This is a genomic window from Limnohabitans sp. (assembly GCF_031539105.1).
GTDB lineage: Bacteria > Pseudomonadota > Gammaproteobacteria > Burkholderiales > Burkholderiaceae_C > Limnohabitans.
In genome coordinates, this window is the sequence record NZ_JAVKLM010000008.1 from 51,979 (window position 1) to 73,213 (window position 21,235).

General features: G+C 55.8%; 20 protein-coding genes. 13 read left to right on the forward strand and 7 right to left on the reverse strand.

What is annotated here, in order from left to right:
• The first annotated feature begins 116 nt into the window (after window positions 1-116).
• From RMR24_RS01345 to ppc, 7 genes are all read left to right on the forward strand, one after another.
• The gene (locus tag RMR24_RS01345; RefSeq protein WP_310613290.1) at window positions 117-965 is read left to right on the forward strand and encodes an SIS domain-containing protein; all 849 of its coding nucleotides are present in this window, start codon (window positions 117-119) and stop codon (window positions 963-965) included.
• Window positions 962-2,428: a glucose-6-phosphate dehydrogenase gene (gene zwf, locus RMR24_RS01350; RefSeq protein WP_310613291.1), complete on the forward strand. Its 1,467-nt coding sequence runs from the start codon at window positions 962-964 to the stop codon at window positions 2,426-2,428. The genes RMR24_RS01345 and zwf overlap by 4 nt, the downstream gene beginning before the upstream one ends.
• Window positions 2,428-3,171 carry a 6-phosphogluconolactonase gene (gene pgl / locus RMR24_RS01355; RefSeq protein ID WP_310613292.1) on the forward strand — a complete coding sequence of 248 codons (744 nt, stop codon included), beginning with the start codon at window positions 2,428-2,430 and terminating at the stop codon, window positions 3,169-3,171. Before zwf ends, pgl begins: the two co-directional genes overlap by 1 nt.
• 5 nt (window positions 3,172-3,176) lie before the next feature.
• Window positions 3,177-5,009, forward strand: coding sequence for a phosphogluconate dehydratase (gene edd / locus RMR24_RS01360; RefSeq protein WP_310613293.1), 1,833 nt, complete (start codon window positions 3,177-3,179; stop codon window positions 5,007-5,009).
• A 22-nt stretch (window positions 5,010-5,031) separates the two neighbouring features.
• Entirely contained in the window at window positions 5,032-5,694 is a 663-nt protein-coding gene (gene eda, locus RMR24_RS01365; RefSeq protein WP_310613294.1) for a bifunctional 4-hydroxy-2-oxoglutarate aldolase/2-dehydro-3-deoxy-phosphogluconate aldolase, read from the forward strand.
• Between the two features lie 69 nt (window positions 5,695-5,763).
• Window positions 5,764-7,371, forward strand: a complete 1,608-nt coding sequence (pgi, locus tag RMR24_RS01370) for a glucose-6-phosphate isomerase (RefSeq protein WP_310613295.1) — start codon at window positions 5,764-5,766, stop codon at window positions 7,369-7,371.
• Window positions 7,372-7,520: 149 nt separating this feature from the next.
• Window positions 7,521-10,376, forward strand: a complete 2,856-nt coding sequence (ppc, locus tag RMR24_RS01375; RefSeq protein WP_310613296.1) for a phosphoenolpyruvate carboxylase — start codon at window positions 7,521-7,523, stop codon at window positions 10,374-10,376.
• A 64-nt stretch (window positions 10,377-10,440) separates the two neighbouring features.
• Here the strand turns inward: ppc and RMR24_RS01380 are convergent, their stop codons facing one another.
• Genes RMR24_RS01380 through RMR24_RS01395 form a run of 4 tightly spaced genes read right to left on the reverse strand, consistent with a single transcriptional unit; the run spans window position 10,441 to window position 13,784 of the window.
• Complete coding sequence (locus RMR24_RS01380) at window positions 10,441-11,460, reverse strand: TRAP transporter substrate-binding protein (RefSeq protein WP_310613297.1); 1,020 nt, start codon at window positions 11,458-11,460, stop codon at window positions 10,441-10,443.
• A gap of 24 nt (window positions 11,461-11,484) precedes the next feature.
• Window positions 11,485-12,777: a TRAP transporter large permease subunit gene (locus tag RMR24_RS01385; protein WP_310613298.1), complete on the reverse strand. Its 1,293-nt coding sequence runs from the start codon at window positions 12,775-12,777 to the stop codon at window positions 11,485-11,487.
• Between the two features lie 6 nt (window positions 12,778-12,783).
• Window positions 12,784-13,284, reverse strand: a complete 501-nt coding sequence (locus RMR24_RS01390) for a TRAP transporter small permease subunit (RefSeq protein ID WP_310613299.1) — start codon at window positions 13,282-13,284, stop codon at window positions 12,784-12,786.
• Complete coding sequence (locus tag RMR24_RS01395; protein ID WP_310613300.1) at window positions 13,281-13,784, reverse strand: gluconokinase; 504 nt, start codon at window positions 13,782-13,784, stop codon at window positions 13,281-13,283. The genes RMR24_RS01390 and RMR24_RS01395 overlap by 4 nt, the downstream gene beginning before the upstream one ends.
• Window positions 13,785-13,932: 148 nt before the next feature.
• Here RMR24_RS01395 and RMR24_RS01400 point away from each other — a divergent pair, with 148 nt between their 5' ends.
• Genes RMR24_RS01400 through RMR24_RS01415 form a run of 4 tightly spaced genes read left to right on the forward strand, consistent with a single transcriptional unit; the run spans window position 13,933 to window position 16,974 of the window.
• On the forward strand, window positions 13,933-14,958 hold the full coding sequence (locus tag RMR24_RS01400) for a LacI family DNA-binding transcriptional regulator (protein WP_310613301.1): 1,026 nt from the start codon (window positions 13,933-13,935) through the stop codon (window positions 14,956-14,958).
• Between the two features lie 59 nt (window positions 14,959-15,017).
• Window positions 15,018-15,785 (forward strand): 3-oxoacyl-ACP reductase FabG, encoded by a 768-nt coding sequence (gene fabG, locus RMR24_RS01405; RefSeq protein ID WP_310613302.1) that lies wholly within the window; start codon window positions 15,018-15,020, stop codon window positions 15,783-15,785.
• Window positions 15,782-16,381, forward strand: a complete 600-nt coding sequence (locus RMR24_RS01410; RefSeq protein ID WP_310613303.1) for a chromate transporter — start codon at window positions 15,782-15,784, stop codon at window positions 16,379-16,381. Before fabG ends, RMR24_RS01410 begins: the two co-directional genes overlap by 4 nt.
• On the forward strand, window positions 16,378-16,974 hold the full coding sequence (locus RMR24_RS01415) for a chromate transporter (RefSeq protein ID WP_310613304.1): 597 nt from the start codon (window positions 16,378-16,380) through the stop codon (window positions 16,972-16,974). Before RMR24_RS01410 ends, RMR24_RS01415 begins: the two co-directional genes overlap by 4 nt.
• Window positions 16,975-17,083: 109 nt before the next feature.
• On the opposite strand, the gene rlmB is transcribed toward RMR24_RS01415, so the two are convergent.
• Both rlmB and RMR24_RS01425 read right to left on the reverse strand, forming a co-directional pair.
• Window positions 17,084-17,833, reverse strand: coding sequence for a 23S rRNA (guanosine(2251)-2'-O)-methyltransferase RlmB (gene rlmB, locus RMR24_RS01420; RefSeq protein WP_310613305.1), 750 nt, complete (start codon window positions 17,831-17,833; stop codon window positions 17,084-17,086).
• Between the two features lie 9 nt (window positions 17,834-17,842).
• A complete protein-coding gene (locus RMR24_RS01425; protein ID WP_310613306.1) occupies window positions 17,843-18,547 on the reverse strand; it encodes an ABC transporter ATP-binding protein in 705 nt (234 codons plus the stop codon).
• 124 nt (window positions 18,548-18,671) lie between these two features.
• Here RMR24_RS01425 and RMR24_RS01430 point away from each other — a divergent pair, with 124 nt between their 5' ends.
• Together RMR24_RS01430 and mnmH are read left to right on the forward strand one after the other, a co-directional pair.
• Complete coding sequence (locus tag RMR24_RS01430; RefSeq protein ID WP_405023295.1) at window positions 18,672-19,331, forward strand: arylesterase; 660 nt, start codon at window positions 18,672-18,674, stop codon at window positions 19,329-19,331.
• 3 nt (window positions 19,332-19,334) lie between these two features.
• Window positions 19,335-20,420 (forward strand): tRNA 2-selenouridine(34) synthase MnmH, encoded by a 1,086-nt coding sequence (mnmH, locus tag RMR24_RS01435; protein ID WP_310613307.1) that lies wholly within the window; start codon window positions 19,335-19,337, stop codon window positions 20,418-20,420.
• 4 nt (window positions 20,421-20,424) lie between these two features.
• Here the strand turns inward: mnmH and RMR24_RS01440 are convergent, their stop codons facing one another.
• Window positions 20,425-21,231, reverse strand: a complete 807-nt coding sequence (locus RMR24_RS01440; protein ID WP_310613308.1) for a DUF2189 domain-containing protein — start codon at window positions 21,229-21,231, stop codon at window positions 20,425-20,427.
• Window positions 21,232-21,235 lie beyond the last annotated feature (4 nt).

Genomic DNA, 21,235 nt, shown 5'->3' on the forward strand with positions numbered 1-21,235 from the left:
CAGAAAATAGGTTTGGGTGAATCAACAATCTGCACATTCTCGCCGACCACAGAGGGCCAACCACACATCTAGTAACTCAACCCTTCAAAGTATGAAACTAAGTTACATTAACACCCATGCTGATACGTATTAAATCCACGCTTTCATCCTTAGCCCCAGCCGAACAGCGCGTGGGCAAGCTTCTTCTCACTGACCCACGCACCTTCTCGACGCTGCCCGTGACCGAACTGGCTGAAAGAGCTAACGTGAGCAAGCCTACCGTGGTGCGCTTTTGTCGCAGCATGGGCTATGAAGGTTTGAGTGACTTCAAACTCAAGCTCGCGGGCAGTTTGAGCGAAGGTGTGCCCTTTATCCATCGCAACGTAGGCGCACAAGACAACAGCAACGATGTGTTGGTCAAAGTGATTGACAACACTGTCACTGCATTTTTGAAATACCGCAACGATGCTTCGTCGGCGCAAATCGACAAAGCGGCTGAAGCCATTGCCCTCACCCACAAAAAAGGCAAACGCCTTGAGTTCTTTGGCGTGGGTAATTCAGGCATCGTGGCGCAAGACGCACAACACAAGTTTTTCCGCCTCGGCTTTCACACCATCTCGCACAGCGATGGCCACATGCAAATCATGAGCGCCTCGCTGCTCGGCCCTGGCGACTGTTTGGTGGTGTTCTCGAACTCGGGTCGCACACGAGATTTACTCGACTCATGCGAGATTGCCAAAAAGAACGGTGCCACCACGATTGTGGTGACGGCCTCTGGCTCCCCGCTGGCGAGTGTTGGAAAAATTCACCTCGCCGCTGATCATCCTGAGAGTTACGAAAAATTCAGCCCCATGGTGTCGCGCTTGCTGCACTTGATGATCGTCGATGTATTGGCCACCGCCGTGGCACTGCGCATTGGCAGCACACAGCTGCAACCCATGCTGCGCAACATGAAACAAAACCTTCTCAACAAACGTTACTCATGACACAGAACAATCCACCAGCAGGCACCCTGGACATCGTGATTTTTGGCGGTGCTGGCGACCTGTCGTTTCGCAAACTTTTGCCCGCGCTCTACATGGCGCACTTGCACGACAAGTTAGACGCGTCTACACGCATCATTGCCGTGGGCCGTCAGGACTGGACGCGCCAAGCGTATTTGGACTTCATCGATAAAAACTCACCCGCTTTCATTGAGCGAGCAGCTTTGACCACCGACGACTGGCAAAGTTTTTTGAATCGCTTGACCTATGTGAGCATGGATGTCACCAACGCCGGCGACTTCAGCAAACTGAAAGACTTGTGCGCCACCCCCGCACTACGCGTGTACTACTTGGCCACGGCGCCTAGCTTGTTCACACAAATTTGTGCGCATCTGTCGGCTTCGGAATTGGTAGATTCACAATCGCGTGTGGTGCTCGAAAAACCATTGGGTACCGACCTCGCCTCTGCGCGTGAAATCAATGTGAATGTGGCACGTTACTTTGACGAGCAACAGATCTACCGAATCGACCACTACCTTGGCAAAGAGACGGTGCAAAACCTCATGGTGCTGCGCTTTGGCAATGCCATTTTCGAGCCGCTGTGGCGTGCGCCTTACATCAAAAGCGTGCAAATCACTGTGGCTGAAAGCGTGGGTGTGGGTAGCCGTGCCGGCTTTTACGACGGTGCAGGCGCGATGCGCGACATGGTCCAAAACCACTTGTTGCAGCTGCTGTGCATCGTGGCCATGGAACCGCCCATTTCGTTGGGTGCTGACGATGTGCGTGATGAAAAGCTCAAGGTCTTGCGCTCGCTGCGCAAAATGGATTTGACCGATATCAAACGCGACACCGTGCGCGGCCAATACACCGCAGGTGCATCAGAAGGTGCGGCCGTCAAAGGCTATTTGGAAGAAGACAACGTGCCTGCCAGCAGTCGCACGGAAACCTTTGTGGCCTTGCGCGCGCACATCAACAACGCACGCTGGGCCAATGTGCCCTTCTTCTTACGCACGGGCAAACGCATGCAGCGTCGTGAGTCGCAGATCATCATTGAGTTTGCAGATCAGCCGTTTTCCATCTTTGGCTCAAGCGCGCAACAAGAACCCAACCGACTCATCATCACGCTGCAACCTGAAGAATCGATTCAGTTAGAGATGATGGTCAAAGAGCCAGGCACGGGCATGAACTTGCATCCCGTGAAACTGGGCCTCGATTTACAACAGTCGTCAGATAAACGTCGCGCCGAAGCGTATGAGCGTTTGTTGATGGACGTCATCAAAGGCCGCCTCACACACTTCATGCGCCGCGACGAATTGGAAGCAGCATGGATGTGGGTGGAGCCCATCATCAACGGCTGGGCTGAACTGGATGACAAACCACGCGCTTATTCAGCCGGCAGCTGGGGCCCTGCAGCTTCGTCGGCCTTGATGGCACGCGAAGAACTGTCGTGGTTTGAGGAAGCTTGATGAGCAGCGCATGGCATCCTGAATCGCGCGGCACGTTGACAGTGCACGCCGTCAGCCAAGAAGAACTGAATGTGCGCTTGGCACAAGACATTGCGCAACGCCTAAGCGCCGCCATTCAAGCGCGCGGCTTTGCCGTGCTGAGTGTGTCTGGTGGCAAATCGCCTGTGGCGCTGTTTGAAGCCTTGCGTGTGATCGACATCGATTGGCCACGCGTGCGTGTGACCTTGGTGGATGAGCGCTGTGTGCCACGCACCCATCCCGACAGCAATGCGCTGTTGGTACAAAACCATTTGCTGCAAGACCTCGCTGCCAAAGCGCAACTGGTGTTCATGGTGGCCAGCGCGGCTGAGCCTTTGCATACGCCTGCAACGCTTGCCAAAGCAGCCAGCCTTGCACTGACCGCTGCGCGCGTTGCCGATGTGCTGGTGCTGGGCATGGGCACAGATGGCCACACCGCTTCGTTGTTTCCAGAGGCGCCAAACTTGGCTGACGCGATGGACCTGCGCAACACGCAAAGCTGCGTGGCCATCGAGCTGAAAAACCCACCCGCCAACGCGCCCTATGCGCGCATCACGCAAACCTTGGCGCAAATTCTGTCGTCGCGACACATCGTGTTGCCGTTGACTGGCACTGACAAGATGAACACCTTGCAGCAAGCTTGGGAACACGCCACACCTGCACTGCCAATCTCCTTTGTCTTGCAACAAACCCAAACGCCAGTGGCGCTTTGGCTTGCGAACTGAAAAAAATGACCACACATCCACACCCCACCCTCGCTGCCGTCACTGCACGCATTGAGCAACGCAGCGCCAAAACACGCCAAGCCTATTTAGGCATGTTGGCCAAAGCCAAAAAGCCTGGTCCTTACCGTGGCGGCATGGGCTGCGCCAATGCCGCACACGCGTATGCAGCCATGCCAGCCAACGACAAGTTGGTGTTGCGCCAAGAACGTCAACCCAACTTGGGGCTCATCACGGCCTACAACGACATGCTCTCGGCCCATCAGCCGTATGAGCACTACCCAGAAAAAATTCGTGCAGCTGCACGTGCTGCAGGTGCCACAGCCCAAGTGGCAGGTGGTGTGCCCGCCATGTGCGACGGTGTGACTCAAGGCGAAGACGGCATGGAGTTGTCGCTGTTCTCGCGCGATGTGATTGCTTTGGCCACCGCCGTAGGCTTGTCGCACAACGTGTTTGATGCCGCGTTGTTCCTGGGCGTGTGCGACAAAATCGTGCCGGGACTCTTCATCGGCGCTTTGCAGTTTGGCCATTTGCCAGCGGTGTTTGTGCCGGCTGGACCCATGACCTCAGGTTTGTCGAATGACGACAAAGCCAAAGTGCGTCAGCAATACGCACAAGGTTTGGTGAGTCGCGAAGTGCTGCTTGAAGCCGAACAAGCGGCCTACCACAGCGCTGGCACCTGCACGTTTTACGGCACAGCCAACTCCAACCAAATGCTCATGGAAATCATGGGCCTGCACTTGCCCGGCTCTTCATTTGTGAACCCAGGCACGGCGCTGCGTGAAGCACTCACTGTAGAAGCTACCAAACGTGCTGTAGCTTTGTCGCAAGCCAAAGAAACGGGCGTGGGCTACCAGATCAATGCAAAAGTCATCGTCAACGGCATCGTGGGTTTGCTGGCCACCGGTGGCTCGACCAACCACACGCTGCACATCGTGGCAATGGCTCGCGCGGCAGGCCTCATCATCAACTGGGATGATTTCTCTGACCTGTCTGCTTGCGTGCCCTTGCTGGCCCGTGTGTACCCCAACGGCAGCGCCGACGTGAACCACTTCCAAGCTGCAGGTGGCATGGGCTATCTCATTGCCCAGTTGCTCAGCGCAGGTTTGTTGCACGACGATGTGCACACCATCATGGGTCAAGGCCTGCACCGCTATACCGTTGAGCCTTGGCTGAATCCCGCTCTAAATGGCCAACTCGATTGGCGCGATGTGCCGACAAAATCTGCTGACGAAGCCGTGTTACGCCCAGTCACACACCCCTTCAGCGCCGACGGCGGATTGCGTTTGCTCAAGGGCAACTTGGGCCGTGCCGTGGTGAAAGTCTCTGCGGTAAAACCTGAGCACCGCCAAGTGCGTGCCCCAGCCATCGTGCTGACCGACCAAAAGCAACTCGGTGTGTTGTTCAAAGAAGGCAAGCTTGAGTGCGACTTTGTGGCCGTGGTGCGCAATCAAGGCCCACAAGCCAACGGCATGCCGGAGTTGCATCGCCTCACGCCTGTGTTGGGTGTGTTGCAAGACAAGGGCTTCAAAGTGGCCTTGGTCACCGATGGCCGCATGTCGGGCGCATCAGGCAAAGTGCCTGCTGCCATTCACTTGAGCCCAGAGTCGGTGAATGGCGGCTTGATTGGCAAAGTGCAAGACGGCGACATGATTGCGCTCGATTGCGACACCCAAACTTTGCAACTCGAGGTCAGCGATGCTGAACTTGCCGCACGCACTGCACCCACCCCTGATTTGTCTGACAACCAACACGGCACCGGCCGCGACATCTTTGCCCTGTTCCGCGCCAACGCTGCGCTGGCCGAAGAAGGCGCATCGCCTTTGTTCACCAGCATCTAAACCCCACATTTGCACATTTGTTATGACACAACTCAACCCGGCTTTCACCCGACCTGCGTTCACCTCACGTGTGGTGCCCGTCATCGTCATCACCCACCCAGACCAAGCGGTGCCGATGGCGCACGCATTGCTCGAAGGTGGTGTGGATGTGATGGAAATCACCTTGCGCCACGCCGCAGGTTTGCCCGCCATTGAGCAAGTGGCCAAGCATGTGCCGCAAATGCATGTGGGCGCAGGCACCGTCACGCGCGCCGAAGAAATGGCCCGCGTGCAAGCTGCAGGTGCAAGCTTTGCGCTCTCACCTGGCATGACCGATGCCCTCGTTCAAGCCGCTATTCAATGCAAGCTGCCTTTCATGCCTGGCGTGATGACACCCGGTGAAGTGATGGCCGCACGTGACTACGGTTTTGGTTTGGTCAAACTCTTCCCCGCTGCGCAAGCCGGTGGTTTGGCCATGCTCAAAGCACTCGGTGGCCCCTTGGGCGATATGCGCTTTTGCCCTACCGGCGGTGTGTCATTGGCCAACATGGGCGAGTTCTTGAAGCAGCCCAACGTGGCGATGGTGGGTGGCTCATGGCTCACGCCCGTCGACGCCGTCGAGCGTGGCGATTGGGCCGAGATCACCCGCTTGGCACGAGAAGCCATTGCGGCTGCAAATGCCAATCCGATGCCCAGTACCAATTAATTCAAACCCGTTTCAAAAGTTTCACTCGCTTGAGTCGAGAAACCCAATAAATTTGACGAAAATCCAAACATGACTTCATTCGTCCCCCCACACAAACGCCAAGCGTGGCAAGCCCTGCAAGCCTTGGCTCAAGGTCCACAACCCCACCTGCGTGAGTTGCTGAAAAGCACCGAACGTAACGCGGCCTTGCACGCCAGTGGCGCGGGCATCAGCATCGACTACGAACGTCAACGCGTCACGCGCGAGGTCATGCAACAGCTTTTGGCATTGGCCGATGAATCTCACGTCATGCCGCAAGCGCAAGCCATGTTCAAAGGCGACCCCATCAACGCCACCGAGCAACGTGCTGTTTTGCACGTGGCCTTGCGTGGCAGCCACGTGCCTAACCCACCGTGGGGCCATGAGATTTCAAAGCAAGTGGCGCATGAGTTGCACCGCGTGTGTACCTTTGCCGAAAAAGTGCGCGAAGGCCACATGAAAGGCCATGGCGGCGAGTCCATCACCGATGTGGTCAACCTCGGCATCGGCGGCTCTGACCTTGGGCCACGCATGACCACCGAAGCGCTTAGCCACTTGACGCGCGACAGCTTCAAAAACAAAGTGCGTGTGCACTATGTGTCCAACGTAGACGCTTGGAGCCTCTACACCACACTGGCCCACCTCAACCCTGCACGCACCGCATTTGTGGTGCAAAGCAAAACCTTCACCACACAAGAAACCATGACCTTGGCTGCCTCAGCCAAGCGCTGGTTGACCGACGGTGGCTGCCCCGAAGATCAACTGGGCAAGCACCTGATTGCCGTGACGGCGAACCCACAAATCTCAGCGGCCCAAGGCTTCACCCCCGAACACACATTTGGTTTTTGGGATTGGGTTGGGGGTCGTTACTCGGTGTGGTCAGCCATTGGTTTGCCTTTGGCCATCTCCATCGGTGCGTTTGCTTTCCAAGACATGCTCTTGGGCGCACGCGCCATGGACGAGCATTTCATGACGGCACCATCTGACCAAAACCTGCCTTTGCTCATGGCCTTGTTTGGCGTGTGGAACCGCAACTTCTTGGGTGCGACCACGCACAACATTGCGCCCTACGCTTCGCCCTTGGGCAAGTTCGCTTCGTTCTTGCAACAGATGGACATGGAGTCCAACGGCAAAGGCACGCACGTCGATGGCAGCCCTGTTGAAGTGGCCACAGCACCTGTGTTGTGGGGCGGCTTAGGCATTGACGGCCAGCACGCTTACTTTCAGCTCATCCACCAAGGCAAGCACTTGGTGCCGATGGACTTCATTGGCTTGCGCACCGAGCGCAGCCCCTTGCCGTTTGCCGCTGAACACCACCGCGTGGTTTTGCTCAACATGCAAGCGCAAGCGCAAGCCTTGGCCATTGGCCGCAGCCTTGAAGAAACCATGCATGAACTGCGTAACAGCGGCCTAGACGAAGCCGAAGTGCAACGCCTAGCCCCGCACCGCAGCTACCCCGGCAACGTGCCCAGCACCACCATCTGGGTGGATGCGCTCACACCACGCAGCATGGGTGCGCTCATGGCGCTGTACGAACACAAGGTCTTCTGCCAAGCGGCCATCTGGGGCATTCACGCGTATGACCAATGGGGCGTGGAGCTGGGCAAAAAAATGGCCAAGGACATCGAAGCTGCTGAAGCGGCACGCCTGAAATCGTGATGCAGGGTTTGTTTTTTCTCCGGCTACGGTGACGAAGCTGACTATTTCTGGTACTTAAGCATGAGGAACCTGCGCATTCCCCTGTAGCCAAGCGAGCACAGCAATCCAACGCAAGTACCAAATTCAAACATCACAAAACAGAGCAACACATGACTGACAAAACTTCAGCGAAAGCCACCCAGCAAGCCAAAGAAAACGAACGTCCATTGGTCGAAGACATTCGGTTGCTCGGCCGCATCTTGGGCGACGTGATTCGCGAACAAGAAGGTCGTGATGCCTATGAGTTGGTCGAACAAGTGCGCAAACTCTCGGTTGCGTTTCGCCGCGACGCCGACGCCAATGCCGACAAAGCCCTGAAAAAACTCTTGACCTCGCTCAGTGCCGAGGCAACGGTCAGCGTGATTCGCGCTTTCACTTATTTCAGCCACTTGGCCAACCTCGCAGAAGACCGCCACCACATTCGTCGTCGCGCCATCCACGAGCGTGCGGGTGATACGCAAGAAGGTAGCCTCACGGTTGCGTTGAGTCGTCTCAAGGCCGCAGGCATTGCACCCAAGAGCATTGTGCAAACACTGGCGCACAGCCATGTATCGCCCGTGCTCACCGCGCACCCCACCGAAGTACAACGCAAAAGCATCTTAGACGCAGAGCGCGGCATAGCCCAGCTTTTGGGTTTGCGTGACGACATCAAATCTCGCTCTGCCTTGCATGTCTCAGCCAAAGTACCAGATGCCTTGGCTACACGTGAACTGGCAGCCAACGAGATGCAACTGCGTGCACGTGTGTTGCAGCTGTGGCAAACGCGCTTGCTGCGCTTCACCAAGCTCACGGTATCTGACGAGATTGAAAACGCACTGAGTTATTACGAATCCACGTTTTTGAGCGAAATCCCCAAGCTCTACGCCGACCTCGAAGCCGAGTTGGGACAAGCCCACGTGCACAGCTTTTTGCGCATGGGCCAATGGATTGGTGGCGACCGCGATGGCAACCCCAACGTCAACGCTGACACTTTGCGCTTTGCCCTACGCCGCCAATGCGATGTGGCTTTGCGCCACTACTTGACTGAGCTGCACTTCCTCGGCACCGAGTTGTCGATGTCGGCCATGTTGGTCGACGTGACGCCTGAAATGCACGCCTTGGCCGACCGCTCACCCGATAACAACGCACACCGCCAAGACGAGCCCTATCGACGCGCCCTCACCGGCATGTATGCGCGCCTAGCCGCCACGCTCAAAGATCTGACAGGCGGTGACGCAGCACGCCATGCTGTCGCGCCGCAAAATGCTTACCTGTCTGCGCAAGAGCTGTTGGCCGATTTACGTGTCATTGCAGACTCCTTGCAAGCACAACACGGCAGCGCCTTGATGGCACAACGTCTCACGCCGCTCATGCGCGCGGTGGACGTGTTTGGTTTTCACCTCGCCACCGTGGACTTACGCCAAAGCTCTGACCAACACGAATTGGTCGTGGCCGAGTTTCTGGCCACAGCGGGTGTAGAAAAAAATTACGCCAAGCTCAATGAAGCACAACGTGTTGAAGTACTGAATAAGTTGCTGCACGATGCACGCCCTCTGCGTGTCATAGGTGCCAGCTACTCAGAACTCGCACTCAAAGAACTGGCGATTTTCGAAACAGCATGTCAAATGCTAAAGACGTATGGCAAAGACGCGATTCGCCACTACATCATCAGCCACACTGAAACCGTGAGCGATTTGCTCGAAGTGTTGTTGCTGCAAAAAGAGACGGGCCTCATGCGCGGCACGCTGGGCAGCAAAACATCGACGTGTGATTTGATCGTCGTACCTTTGTTTGAAACCATCGAAGACTTGCGCTGCGCCGCCGACATCATGGGCGGCTTCTACGCAATTGAGGGCGTGGCCGACTTAGTCAAGCGCAGCGGCGGTGAGCAAGACATCATGCTGGGCTACTCAGACAGCAACAAAGACGGTGGCATCTTCACCAGTAACTGGGAGCTGTACCGTGCCGAGATTGCCTTGGTCACGTTGTTTGACGGCTTGTTCAAGCAACACGACATCACCCTGCGCATGTTTCATGGCCGTGGCGGCACCGTGGGTCGTGGCGGTGGCCCGAGCTACCAAGCGATTTTGGCGCAGCCCCCAGGGACCGTGCGCGGGCAAATTCGCCTCACTGAACAAGGCGAAGTGATTGGCTCTAAATACGCCAACCCCGAAATTGGCCGTCGCAATTTAGAAACCCTCGTGGCGGCCACCTTAGAAGCCACCCTGTTGCAAACCACCAAGCCAGCACCGCAAGCGTTCTTAGATGCCGCGCAATGGTTGTCTGCTGCCAGCATGACCGCATACCGTGGCCTCGTGTACGAGACACCGGGCTTTACCGAATACTTCTTTGCCTCTACGCCCTTGCGTGAAATTGCAGAGCTCAACATTGGCTCGCGCCCTGCGGCACGTCCTAAGAGTGGTAACGCATCGCCGCGCATTGAAGACTTGCGCGCGATTCCATGGGGTTTTAGCTGGGGCCAATGCCGCTTGACCTTGCCCGGTTGGTTGGGCTTTGGGTCAGCGGTAGATCAGTTCATCCACCAACACCCCACGCTCAAACCCAAAGACGCACTGGCCTTGCTGCAAAAAATGCAACGCCAATGGCCCTTCTTCCGCTCACTCTTGTCTAACCTCGACATGGTGTTGTCGAAAAGCGATTTAGGCTTGGCGTCTCGCTACGCAGAGCTGGTGACCGACACCCGCTTGCGCAAAAAGATTTTTGGCTTGATCGAGGCCGAATGGCACCGCACATCCGATGCGCTAAAACTCATCACGGGTGACAAGCAACGCTTGGTGAACAACGCCGCGCTTGAACGCTCCATGCGCCACCGCTTCCCTTACATCGACCCATTGCACCATTTGCAGGTTGAGTTAATTCGCCGCTACCGCGAAGGTAAACGCCCGCAAGACCGTGATGAAAAAGCGCAACGTGGCATTCATATTTCGATCAACGGGATTGCTGCTGGATTGCGTAATACGGGCTAAGAAAACACAAAGCTACAAAAAGAAAAAGCCACCCTCGGGTGGCTTTTCTCATGGCGTTGAACGATTACTTCTTAGCGCGCAAACGTGCCAATTCTTTTTGTGTGTCGTTCCACAAGTCCATACCCACGTTGGTGGCAATGCCAGCGTTCACATGGGTGAGTTTGTCACGCATGCGGTTGACTTCAGGCACTGACAGCTCGTTGATTTGCATACCCTTGGCTTTCAAGTCACCTAAAGCTTTGGATGCTTCATCACGCGTGTCTTTGCGTTCAAAGTCGCGGCTCACGCGTGCAGCATCGAGCAAGATTTTTTGCTCGGTCTTGCTCAAACCATCCCACCATTTTTTGCTCACGGTCACGATCCAGGGGCTGTAGACGTGGTTGGTCACGCTCAGGTACTTTTGCACTTCATAAAACTTGCTGGACAAAATGGTGTTGTACGGATTTTCTTGACCGTCGACTGTCTTGGTTTCCAAGGCGCTGAACAACTCAGAGAAAGGCATGGGTACGGCATTGGCACCCAAGAGCTTGAAGCTGTCGAGGTACACATTGTTTTGCATCACACGCAGCTTGACGTCGTTCAAGTCTTCGAGCTTGGTCACAGGGCGCTTGCTGTTGGTCAGGTTACGGAAACCGTTTTCCCAATAAGCCAAACCGACCAAGCCTTTGTCTTGCAGCTTGTCCATCACTTTTTGGCCGATGGGGCCGTCCAAGACAGCATCTGCTTCTTTGACGTTATTGAACAAGAACGGTGTGTCCCACAACGCCATCTCTTTTGTGATGCCCACCAAGGTGGCGGTGGAGCCGACCATCATCTCTTGTGCACCACCGATCAAGGCTTGTTGCATTTGTGTGTCTGGGCCCAATGCGGCAGCGCCGATGGCGCGCACTTTCATCTTGCCACCCGAGGCTTTTTCCACGTGCTCTGCAAACACTTTGGCTGCACGGCCTTGGTTGCTTTGCTCATTCAAGCCGTAGCCAAAACGAATCAAGCGCGGCTTGATGTCTTGCGCAAAAACAGAAAATGAGGCACTGGCCACGGCCACGGTGGCTGCAGCAATCAGGGTTCGACGAAGAAAAGTCATGGGAAGTCTCCTTGGGTTAAAAACTTATCGCATCCACGCCACAGGGGCGGTCACGATTTGTGGGAACAAAACAAACGCAGTCAGGATGATGAGGTAAGTCACCAAAAATGGGTTCACCCCTTTGATGACTTGGTGCATGGACAAACGCCCCACACCCGCCACCACGTTGAGCACGGTACCGACAGGCGGCGTGATCAAACCAATCGCGCCATTGAGCACAAACATCAAACCGAAATACACAGGGTCGATGCCTGCCTTCACCGCGATGGGCAACATCACGGGCGCAAAAATCAAAATCGTGGGCGTCAAATCAAGTGCGGTGCCAATCACCACCAGCGTGACCATCATCACTGCCATTAATACGCGTGGGCTTTCGACCAAGGGGCCTAACCAACCTGTGAGCACGGTAGGCAAGTCTGCCAAGGTGATCATGTAGCTGGCCACTTGTGCGCCCGCGCACAGGAACATCACCACAGCCGTGGTTTTGGCGGCACGCACCAATACTTCGTGAATTTCAATCAGTTTCATTTCACGATGAATCACCAACGCGACCATCAAAGCGTAAAACGCTGCAACGACTGCCGCTTCGGTGGGTGTGAAGATGCCCGTCTTCATACCGCCAATGATGATGAGTGGCATCAGCATGGCCCAAAAGGCTTTGCGTGTCGTATCCAAACGCTCAATCAAGGGCAATTTTTCGCCTTGAGGTAAATCCATGTCACGCAGTTGAAGCTTCCACGCCACGATCAAACCGATACCCATGATCAATCCGGGCACGATGCCAGACAAGAACAAAGAAGAGATGGAGGTGTTGGTGGTCACGCCATAAATCACAAAGGGCATAGACGGCGGAATGATGGGGGCGATGATGCCGCCCGAGGCGATTAGGCCTGCCGAGGTGTGCATGGGATAGCCCTGGCGTTTCATCATCGGCAACAAAATCGTGGCCAAGGCCGCAGTATCTGCCAATGCAGAACCACTCATGCTGGCCATGAGCACTGCAGCACCAATCGCCACAAAACCCAAACCACCACGGATGTGCCCCACCCAAGCTTGGGCCATGTCGATGATGCGACGGCTGATGCCGCCGGAGTTCATCAACTCACCGGCCAAGATAAAGAAAGGCACGGCTAACAAAGGAAAGCTGTCTACGCCCGCTACCAAGTTTTGCGCGAGCAACTGGGTGTCCCAAAAGTCGAGCACCCACGCCATGCCTGCACCTGTGAGAACCAAGGCAAATGCCATGTTCAGACCAATGCCCATGAGCAACAACATGCCCGCCGAGAAAACAATGAATGCTTGTGCTTCTGGTGTCATGTTGGGTTACTCCACGTCCACGCCATGGTCAAAGTCCATCGGTTTGTTTTGAATCAATTCTTTGAGAGCCATCAAGCCAATAGCCAAGGACGACAACAACACGGGCAATGGCAACAGCCAATTGGGATAACCCAACACGACCGAGTTGCTAGACAAACCCACTTCCACTTGTTGCCAAGCCCCACGACCCAACATGACACAGCTCAAGATCACCAAGGCACGAATCAAAATCGTCAAGGCTTGGAGGGCTTTTGGGTGATTGCGTAAACCTGCCACAAAGCTGGTGAAGGCCATATGCTCACCCGCTGGATATGCTGCGGTCGCACCAATGAATACCATCCACACAAACAACAAACGCGAGAGCTCTTCACTCGCCGCAATGCCGCTGCCAAATCCGTAGCGCAGCACCACGTTGAAAAACACGGCCACCGCCATGACACCCAAACACGCGGCCATCAGCACTTGCGCGAGTGCCTGACTGCGTGAAGTGGTTTGACTTGAACTCATACACATTCCTTCGCTTTTAGCCAAGCGCACACTAGCGCTTGGATGGTTTCTATGCTTTGTGTGGCATCTACTGTGATGACACCCGATTCATTGATCGGTTTTTCTAATGCCGCAAATTGGCTATCGACCAACGCGGGCTGAAAGTAGTGGCCGGGTCGTTGCGTGACACGTGCGATAGATTGCTCACGCGTGAGATCCAAATGCACAAAGCGCAGTTCAGGCACGCTGTGGCGCAAACGATCCCGATAGGCTTTTTTGAGCGCCGAGCACGTCATCACGGCATGTGGGCCGCGTTGCGCCAACTCGTTTGACAAGACGTCTAACCAACCTGCTCGGTCTTCGTCATCCAGCGCAATGCCCGCACGCATTTTGTTGACGTTTTCAGGTGGATGAAACTCATCACCTTCAATCAACTGCCAACCCAAAGCCTGCGACAAAGAAGCTGCAAAACTTGACTTACCGCAACCGGCCACACCCATGATCACCAAAGGTCCGTTCATTTTGATATTTTGGATGTTCTGGATAGCGCTATCCCATTTGGGTAAAAAGTAGAGAGCGTTGCGTGAAAACCATCACACCAATCACTCTCGGATAGCGCTATCATAAATAAATTCAGCAGCCTGACACCTAGCAAAAACCCTCGATTGCATGACAAGTAAAAATACCCGTTCTCGCGCCACAGGCCGTGTCACGCTGGCAGATGTGGCAGCTTTGGCCAAGGTCAGTCCCATCACGGTGTCGCGGGCGCTGCGAGGTGAACGTGCGGTGGCCAGCGATTTAACGGACCGTGTCAAAGCAGCAGCCTTAAAGCTGGGCTACACACCAGACCCTGCGGCACGCGCCCTCGCCTCACGCCACAGCGACCATGTGGCAGTGTTGATTCCCATGTTGTCTAACAACCTCTTTGTGGATGTATTGGAGTCCATCCAGAAAACACTGCGGCATGCGGGCTACCAAACCCTGATTGGCATCACCCACTACAACACGCAAGAAGAAGAGCAACTCTTGCGGGAGCAATTGCAACACCGCCCAGCGGGCATCTTGGTCACTGGCTTAGACCGCAGCGATGCAGCACGCACCTTGATTGAAAAAAGCGGCATACCCTGCGTGCACATGATGGAGCTGTCACAGTCACCCGAGGTCAACAGCGTGGGGTTCTCGCAAACGCAAGCAGCCAGCACACTCACCGAACATTTGCTAAGCCGTGGCCGACAACGCATCGCCTTTGCGGCGGCCCAACTTGATCCACGCACCATGCAGCGCTTGGAAGGTTGGCGCAAAACACTCAAAGCCGCCAAGCTCTATGACAAAGCGCTGAGCTACACCAACAAATCAGCCTCGTCGATGGCTTTGGGTGGTGAGATGCTTCAGCAAATCATGTCGGATGACCCCAGCATTGACGCCATCTTTTTTTGCAACGACGACTTGGCGCAAGGTGCTTTGTTGGCGGCGCAGCGCTTGAAAATCAAAGTTCCTCAACAGTTGGCAATCGCTGGCTTTAACGACCTCACAGGCAGCGACCTGGTTGGCCCTGGCCTGACCACCATACGCACGCCACGCGCAGCCATTGGCGAAGCCGCAGCAAAAATGCTGCTGGCTTTGATGCGCGATGAAGACGTGGCAGCGCCAAGTGTGGATGTGGGCTACGAGTTGATGGTGCGTGGCAGCACATGACTTGAGCTCAAGTCGCGCCCATGACTCACTAGATCTAAGAGCCTATTAAACTCAAAAATATGCAAATCAACACACCCACACCGTCTCAACGATTACTAGGAAAAGTCTGTCTTATCACAGGCGCAGCACAAGGCATTGGCTTAGCCACTGCACTCAAATTTTCGCAAGAAGGTGCCATCATCATCGCGTGTGATGTAAAGCAAGCAGCCGTCGACGAGGCTGTGAAAAAGTGCCATGACACAGGCGCACAAGCGCTTGGGTTTGTGGTGGATGTCACGCAACGCGAGATGGTGGATGCCACAGTCAAAGCTGTACTCGACAAATTCGGCTGCATCGATGTGCTGGTCAACAACGCAGGCATTACGCAAGACGCGCGCTTACAAAAAATGACGCTCGAACAGTTTGACCGTGTGATTGATGTCAACCTGCGCGGCGTCTTTCATTGCGCACAAGCTGTGACCGACACCATGGTGGCGCAAGGCCGTGGCGTGATTTTGAATGCCTCGTCAGTGGTTGGCATCTATGGCAACTTTGGCCAAACCAACTACGCGGCGACCAAGTTCGGCGTGATTGGTTTTACGAAAACATGGAGCCGTGAACTGGGCCCCAAAGGCATTCGCGTGAACGCGGTGGCGCCTGGGTTCATCGCCACGCCTATCCTCTCGACCATCCCCGAAAAAGTCATTCATGAAATGATGGACCGTGTGCCATTGAAACGCTTAGGTCAGCCCGAAGACATTGCCAACGTGTACGCCTTCTTGGCCAGCGATGAAGCGTCTTACATCAATGGCGCGGTCATTGAGGTGGCAGGTGGCTTAACCCTATGAGTCAACACAAGCCATTGCACCAAGGCGCTGCACGCAACGCACCCCAGAGCAAAACCGATTTATTTGTGTCATTCACACTGCTGGCCTTACAAGGCTTTGGCGGTGTGTTGGTTGTCGTGCAACGTGAATTGGTTGATAAAAAACAATGGCTCACCAACGATGGATTCATCGAAGACTGGGCCGTGGCGCAAATCTTGCCCGGGCCCAATGTGGTGAACCTGGCGCTCATGATTGGTGGACGTAGCTTTGGCATTGCTGGTGCATTGGCGGCACTCAGTGGTTTGCTATTAGCACCCACCGTGTTGGTGTTGTTGCTAGCGGCCGCCGTCGCCGGTGTGGCCGATACAGCTGTGGCGCAAGGCATGTTGCGCGGCATGGGTGCGGTGTCTGCCGGCCTGATTGCAGCAGTCGGCATCAAGCTGATGGGCGCTTTGAAAAACAACCCGATGGGCATGCTCACCTGCATTGGCATTGGTGCCCTCACCTTCGCAGCCATTGGCTTGCTGCGCTTGCCATTGGCTTGGGTGTTGCTGAGCCTTGGACCTCTGGCCAGTGTGTGGGCAGCACATTGCATCAAGCAGCGAGCTGTGGCATGAACATCACCTTGACCTTGGCCGATTGGGCCTCGCTTTTTTTGCATTTCATCTCGTTGTCGCTCTTGGCCGTAGGCGGCGCCATCACCACCGCGCCCGACATTCACCGTTACTTGGTGGATGAAACACATTGGCTCAGTGACACTCAGTTCACATCCTCCATTGCCCTGGCGCAAGGTGCACCTGGCCCCAACGTGATGTTCATTGCCTTGATGGGGTGGAACGTGGGTCTCAATGCAGGTGGCGGCTTGGCCGCTGGATGGCCAGCTGTGGCTTTGGCCTTGTGGGGCGTACTCATCACCATGGTGGGGATCATGATTCCGTCCTGCACCCTCACCTTCGTCGCCACGCAATGGGCGCATCGCAACCGCGAGATGTTGGCCGTCAAAGCCTTCAAGACAGGCATGGCTCCCATCGTGATTGCGCTGCTCATTGCGACGGGTTGGTTGCTGACTGGCAACCACGAAAACCCTACGCGTGACTGGCCCTTGTGGGTCTTGGCAGGTGCCACCACACTGATTGTGTGGAAGACCCAAACGCACCTGTTGTTGCTGTTAGGTTTCGGCGCCCTACTTGGCGCTCTAGGCTGGATATAAAAAACGCAGGCAGCAGTCTTCGGCGGTTAGGGATTGGCCGCCACGATTTCTGGTACCCCAGCATGAGGCAGCGGCCTATCCCTAACTGCCGAAGCGAGCTCAGAAAAAATTAAGAAACAGTCCGCTGGCGACGCGCTTCGTACAAGCACACACCACTGGCCACAGACACGTTCAAGCTCTCGACCGCACCAGACATGGGAATGCTGATGAGCTCGTCACACGTCTTGCGCGTGAGCTGACGCATGCCGTCACCCTCAGCGCCCAACACCAATGCGGTGGGCCCTTTGAGATCAACTTGGTACAAAGTTTTAGGGGCATCGTCGCTGGTGCCAATGATCCAAATGTTGCGCTCTTTCAGTTCGTTCAAGGTACGCGCTAAGTTGGTCACCATGAAATACGGCACCGTCTCAGCCGCGCCGCTGGCCACTTTGGCCACGGTGGCGTTGATGCCCACGGCATGGTCTTTGGGCGCAATCACCGCATGGGCACCGGCACCATCAGCCACACGCAAACATGCGCCGAGGTTGTGCGGGTCGGTCACACCGTCGAGTACCAAGATCAAAGGTGATTCAATTTTCTCGATGCCTTCCAGCAACTCGTCCAAAGAGTGAACCATCTTGATTTCGCTCACACGTGCTGCCACACCTTGGTGGCCATGGCCGCCTGAGAGTTTGGCCAAACGTGGCCCATCAGCCTCAATCAAACGGATACCGGCCTCGGTGGCACGGTCCACAAATTGACGCATGCGCGCATCGCGGCGTGTGGGGTCGAAGTAGATTTCGATGACAGATTGCGGCGCTGTTTTAACGCGCACGCCAACGGCGTGAAAGCCGAAGAGAACTTTAGGGGCTGAAGACATATGCAAGCATTATCCCTTGACCTGCCCCGCCTCAATCGTGATGGCTTGGTCGCATCGCGCAGCCAGCTTTAAATCATGTGTCACCAACACCAACGTGGTGCCCAGTTCTTTATTGAGTTCAAACATCAAATCCATGATGCGCTCGCCACTGGCATAGTCTAGGCTGCCTGTGGGCTCGTCGGCCAGCAACAGCGCAGGCTTGACCACAAAGGCGCGGGCCAAGGCCACGCGTTGTTGTTCGCCACCCGACAGCACTTTGGGGTAATGGCCCAAGCGCTCGCCCAAGCCCACGCGCACCAGCATGTCTTTGGCCGCCGCACGGGGGTTGGGCAAGCCTGCCAACTCCAATGGCAGCATGACATTTTCTAGTGCGGACATATTGCCTAAGAGCTGGAAGCTTTGAAACACAAAGCCCACTTGGCGGGCGCGCAGCGCAGCGCGTGCATCTTCGTCCATCGCAAACATGTCCACGCCGCCCAGCCACACCGTACCCTGCGTGGGCGTGTCGAGCCCCGCCATGATGGACAACAAGGTGCTTTTTCCCGAGCCCGAAGCGCCCACAATGGCCAAGGATTGCTGGGGCGCTAGCTGGAAGTCGATATCGCGGAGAATGTGCAGTGTGCCGCTGGCGTCTTGCACCGATTTGGACAAATGCGAGACGGCCATCAACGGCGAAGACGATGTGGATGATTTTTCAAATGAAGGCGTGTTCATGAAGCGCAATGGTTTGTTGAGACGTGACTTTAACTTGGGTGCCTTGGGCGCTGGCTTGCTGGGGACATTAGGCCTCGGCACAGTTTCGGCCCAACAAAGCATCATCACATCGACAGGTCAAGGCATGGAAGGTGAAATCACCTCCACGGGTCCGCACCGCCGCCGCGGACAGCCCCCGCAAAACAACGTGCCACCGCCCGGCTCTGCACCTGCGCCGGGCACGGTGCCTGCGGCAACCATTTTGGTGTTGGGCGACTCACTCAGCGCCGAGTACGGCATTCCACGTGGCAAAGGCTGGGTGGCTTTGTTGGCAGACAAACTGCAAGCCGAACGTCCCGATGTGCGCGTGGTCAACGCCAGCATCAGCGGCGACACCACCGCCGGTGGCCGCTCTCGCCTACCCGCCATGCTGGACCAAGTGCGGCCCGTGCAGGTGGTGATTGAGCTGGGAGGCAACGATGCGCTTCGTGGCCTTGACCTTGACAGCACACACAACAACCTGGAAGCCATGATTCAAGCCTGCCGCGCCGTCAACGCCCGCGTGGTGCTGGTGGGCATGCAAATACCACCCAATTACGGGCCAGATTACAGCGCCAAGTTTTCAGTGATGTTTGCCAACCTTGCCAAAAAGCACCGCACGGGCTTGGTTCCGTTTTTCCTCAAAGGCATTGCCGATGCGCCAGATGCCACGGCGCAGTTTCAGCCTGACCGCATTCACCCCAAAGCAGAAGCGCACCCGCGCATGTTGGCCAACGTGTGGCCTGAAATTAAAAAGAATTTATAAACCGTGAGCGTTACCTTTATCTCGGCGCAAGACGCTCTTGGCCGCATGGCCATCCCCCTCGGCACCCCCGGCGGTTTCAGCACCATCATCGACGCACGCAGCGAGGACGAGCACGCGCTTGACCACTTGCCCAACGCCGTTAACTGGCCCTCGCTCAACAACGAAGAGCGCATTTTCGTGGGCACCATGTACAAACAGGTGGGCGCGTTTGAAGCGCAAAAGCACGGTGCTGCCATGGTGGCAGCCAATATTGCACGTCACATTCAACGAGAGGTGTTAGAACTGCCGAAGAACTGGCAGCCCCTCATTTATTGCTGGCGTGGTGGCAAGCGCAGTGGCTCGCTGTCTTTGGTGCTGGGGCAAATTGGCTTCAAGGTGAATTTGATTGAAGGCGGCTACAAAGCCTTTCGCGCAGCCATGGTGGAAGACATTCCTAAACGTGTGGCTCCGCTGCAATTCAAGGTTATCTCTGGCCCTACGGGCTCTGGCAAAACACGTTTGCTCTATGCACTGGCAGCCGAAGGTGCGCAGGTGTTGGATCTTGAAGACTTGGCCTGCCACCGCAGCTCGGTGTTGGGTCACATCCCGGGCCAGCCCCAGCCGAGCCAAAAACGATTTGACACACTGGTGTGGCAAGCCCTGCGGAGCTTTGACCCTGCGCGGCCTGTGTTTGTGGAATCTGAAAGCCGCAAGGTGGGCAATCTGTCTGTCCCTGAATCACTCATGCGAGCCATGCGTGACAGCCCGTGCTTTGAGTTGCAGCTCAGCCTCGATGAACGCGTCGCCTTGCTGATGGAAGACTACAACTTCTTCGTCGACGACCAAGATCTGTTTTGCCACCGTCTTGATGCACTGGTCGCCATTCGTGGCAAGGCGGTGGTCGATGCGTGGAAAGAACAAATTCACACCGGCCACATCGACAACGTGGTGCGTGAGCTGCTGGTGTTGCACTACGACCCCACCTATGCCTCGTCCATGGTGCGCAACTTCACGCACACAGGCCAAGCCACAGCCTGCGTGGCAGATAACCGTCACCCAGACAGTTTGCGCAAAGTCGCACAAGCTTTGTGCCTGCAAGTGGGCGCTTAAGGTCTTAAAGCGCGTTGACTTGCGGCGCTTGTGTCGCTTGTGTCACGCACACCGAAGCGCGGTAAGCATGCCAGCTGGCAAAGCCCAACAAAGGCCCCACAACCAACAAGCCTGCCGCAGAAGGCAACATGGCCAGCACCACCAACACGGTGATCAATGCACCCCACAAGATGGACACTGCCGTGTGGTCCACAAACACACGCATGCTGGTAATACAGGCGGTGATCGCGTCGGTGTCGCGGTCCAAAATCATGGGGATAGATACCATCATGCTGGCAAATACAAGTCCAGCAAAGAAACCACCCACACAAATATAGGCGGCAATAAATTCCCAGTTTTGCGGGTTAAACACCGCCTCTAATACGGTGCTCGTGGTGGGCATGCCACCGGTGTTGAAAAATACGGCAAAGACCACCAAAGAAGCACGACCCCACAGCAGCTCCATCACTACCATGACCATGATGAGCATACCCATGCTCTTCAGGTGCGACTCCCAGCAGGTCAGCGAACTTCCCATGCTAGGGGGCTCACCCCGTTCCATGTGCATGCTCACGTCATACAGACCCATCGCTAAGAACGGACCAATCAACAAGCAGCCCGACACAGCAGACAAGGTGTACTCGGGATTGCTTTTGAACACGGCCAATAAGATGAGTGCCATGAGCCAAAAGCACATGCCGTAAAACAGTGAAATCAGGGGCTGAGAGGCCATGTCACGCAGACCCCGCCACAGCCAAAGCAACGGGTCTCTGAATCCGATCGGGTTGATCTCAATGCGGTCATGTGCCTCGTGGGGTACCAATTGCTGCATGCGC

What these genes read in the sequence shown, in the direction of transcription:
- RMR24_RS01345 (WP_310613290.1), top strand. Translation starts at nt 117, where the DNA reads ATGCTGATACGTATTAAATCCACGCTTTCATCCTTAGCCCCAGCCGAA.
- zwf (WP_310613291.1), top strand. Translation starts at nt 962, where the DNA reads ATGACACAGAACAATCCACCAGCAGGCACCCTGGACATCGTGATTTTT.
- pgl (WP_310613292.1), top strand. Translation starts at nt 2,428, where the DNA reads ATGAGCAGCGCATGGCATCCTGAATCGCGCGGCACGTTGACAGTGCAC.
- edd (WP_310613293.1), top strand. Translation starts at nt 3,177, where the DNA reads ATGACCACACATCCACACCCCACCCTCGCTGCCGTCACTGCACGCATT.
- eda (WP_310613294.1), top strand. Translation starts at nt 5,032, where the DNA reads ATGACACAACTCAACCCGGCTTTCACCCGACCTGCGTTCACCTCACGT.
- pgi (WP_310613295.1), top strand. Translation starts at nt 5,764, where the DNA reads ATGACTTCATTCGTCCCCCCACACAAACGCCAAGCGTGGCAAGCCCTG.
- ppc (WP_310613296.1), top strand. Translation starts at nt 7,521, where the DNA reads ATGACTGACAAAACTTCAGCGAAAGCCACCCAGCAAGCCAAAGAAAAC.
- RMR24_RS01380 (WP_310613297.1), bottom strand. Translation starts at nt 11,460, where the DNA reads ATGACTTTTCTTCGTCGAACCCTGATTGCTGCAGCCACCGTGGCCGTG.
- RMR24_RS01385 (WP_310613298.1), bottom strand. Translation starts at nt 12,777, where the DNA reads ATGACACCAGAAGCACAAGCATTCATTGTTTTCTCGGCGGGCATGTTG.
- RMR24_RS01390 (WP_310613299.1), bottom strand. Translation starts at nt 13,284, where the DNA reads ATGAGTTCAAGTCAAACCACTTCACGCAGTCAGGCACTCGCGCAAGTG.
- RMR24_RS01395 (WP_310613300.1), bottom strand. Translation starts at nt 13,784, where the DNA reads ATGAACGGACCTTTGGTGATCATGGGTGTGGCCGGTTGCGGTAAGTCA.
- RMR24_RS01400 (WP_310613301.1), top strand. Translation starts at nt 13,933, where the DNA reads ATGACAAGTAAAAATACCCGTTCTCGCGCCACAGGCCGTGTCACGCTG.
- fabG (WP_310613302.1), top strand. Translation starts at nt 15,018, where the DNA reads ATGCAAATCAACACACCCACACCGTCTCAACGATTACTAGGAAAAGTC.
- RMR24_RS01410 (WP_310613303.1), top strand. Translation starts at nt 15,782, where the DNA reads ATGAGTCAACACAAGCCATTGCACCAAGGCGCTGCACGCAACGCACCC.
- RMR24_RS01415 (WP_310613304.1), top strand. Translation starts at nt 16,378, where the DNA reads ATGAACATCACCTTGACCTTGGCCGATTGGGCCTCGCTTTTTTTGCAT.
- rlmB (WP_310613305.1), bottom strand. Translation starts at nt 17,833, where the DNA reads ATGTCTTCAGCCCCTAAAGTTCTCTTCGGCTTTCACGCCGTTGGCGTG.
- RMR24_RS01425 (WP_310613306.1), bottom strand. Translation starts at nt 18,547, where the DNA reads ATGAACACGCCTTCATTTGAAAAATCATCCACATCGTCTTCGCCGTTG.
- RMR24_RS01430 (WP_405023295.1), top strand. Translation starts at nt 18,672, where the DNA reads ATGGAAGGTGAAATCACCTCCACGGGTCCGCACCGCCGCCGCGGACAG.
- RMR24_RS01440 (WP_310613308.1), bottom strand. Translation starts at nt 21,231, where the DNA reads ATGCAGCAATTGGTACCCCACGAGGCACATGACCGCATTGAGATCAAC.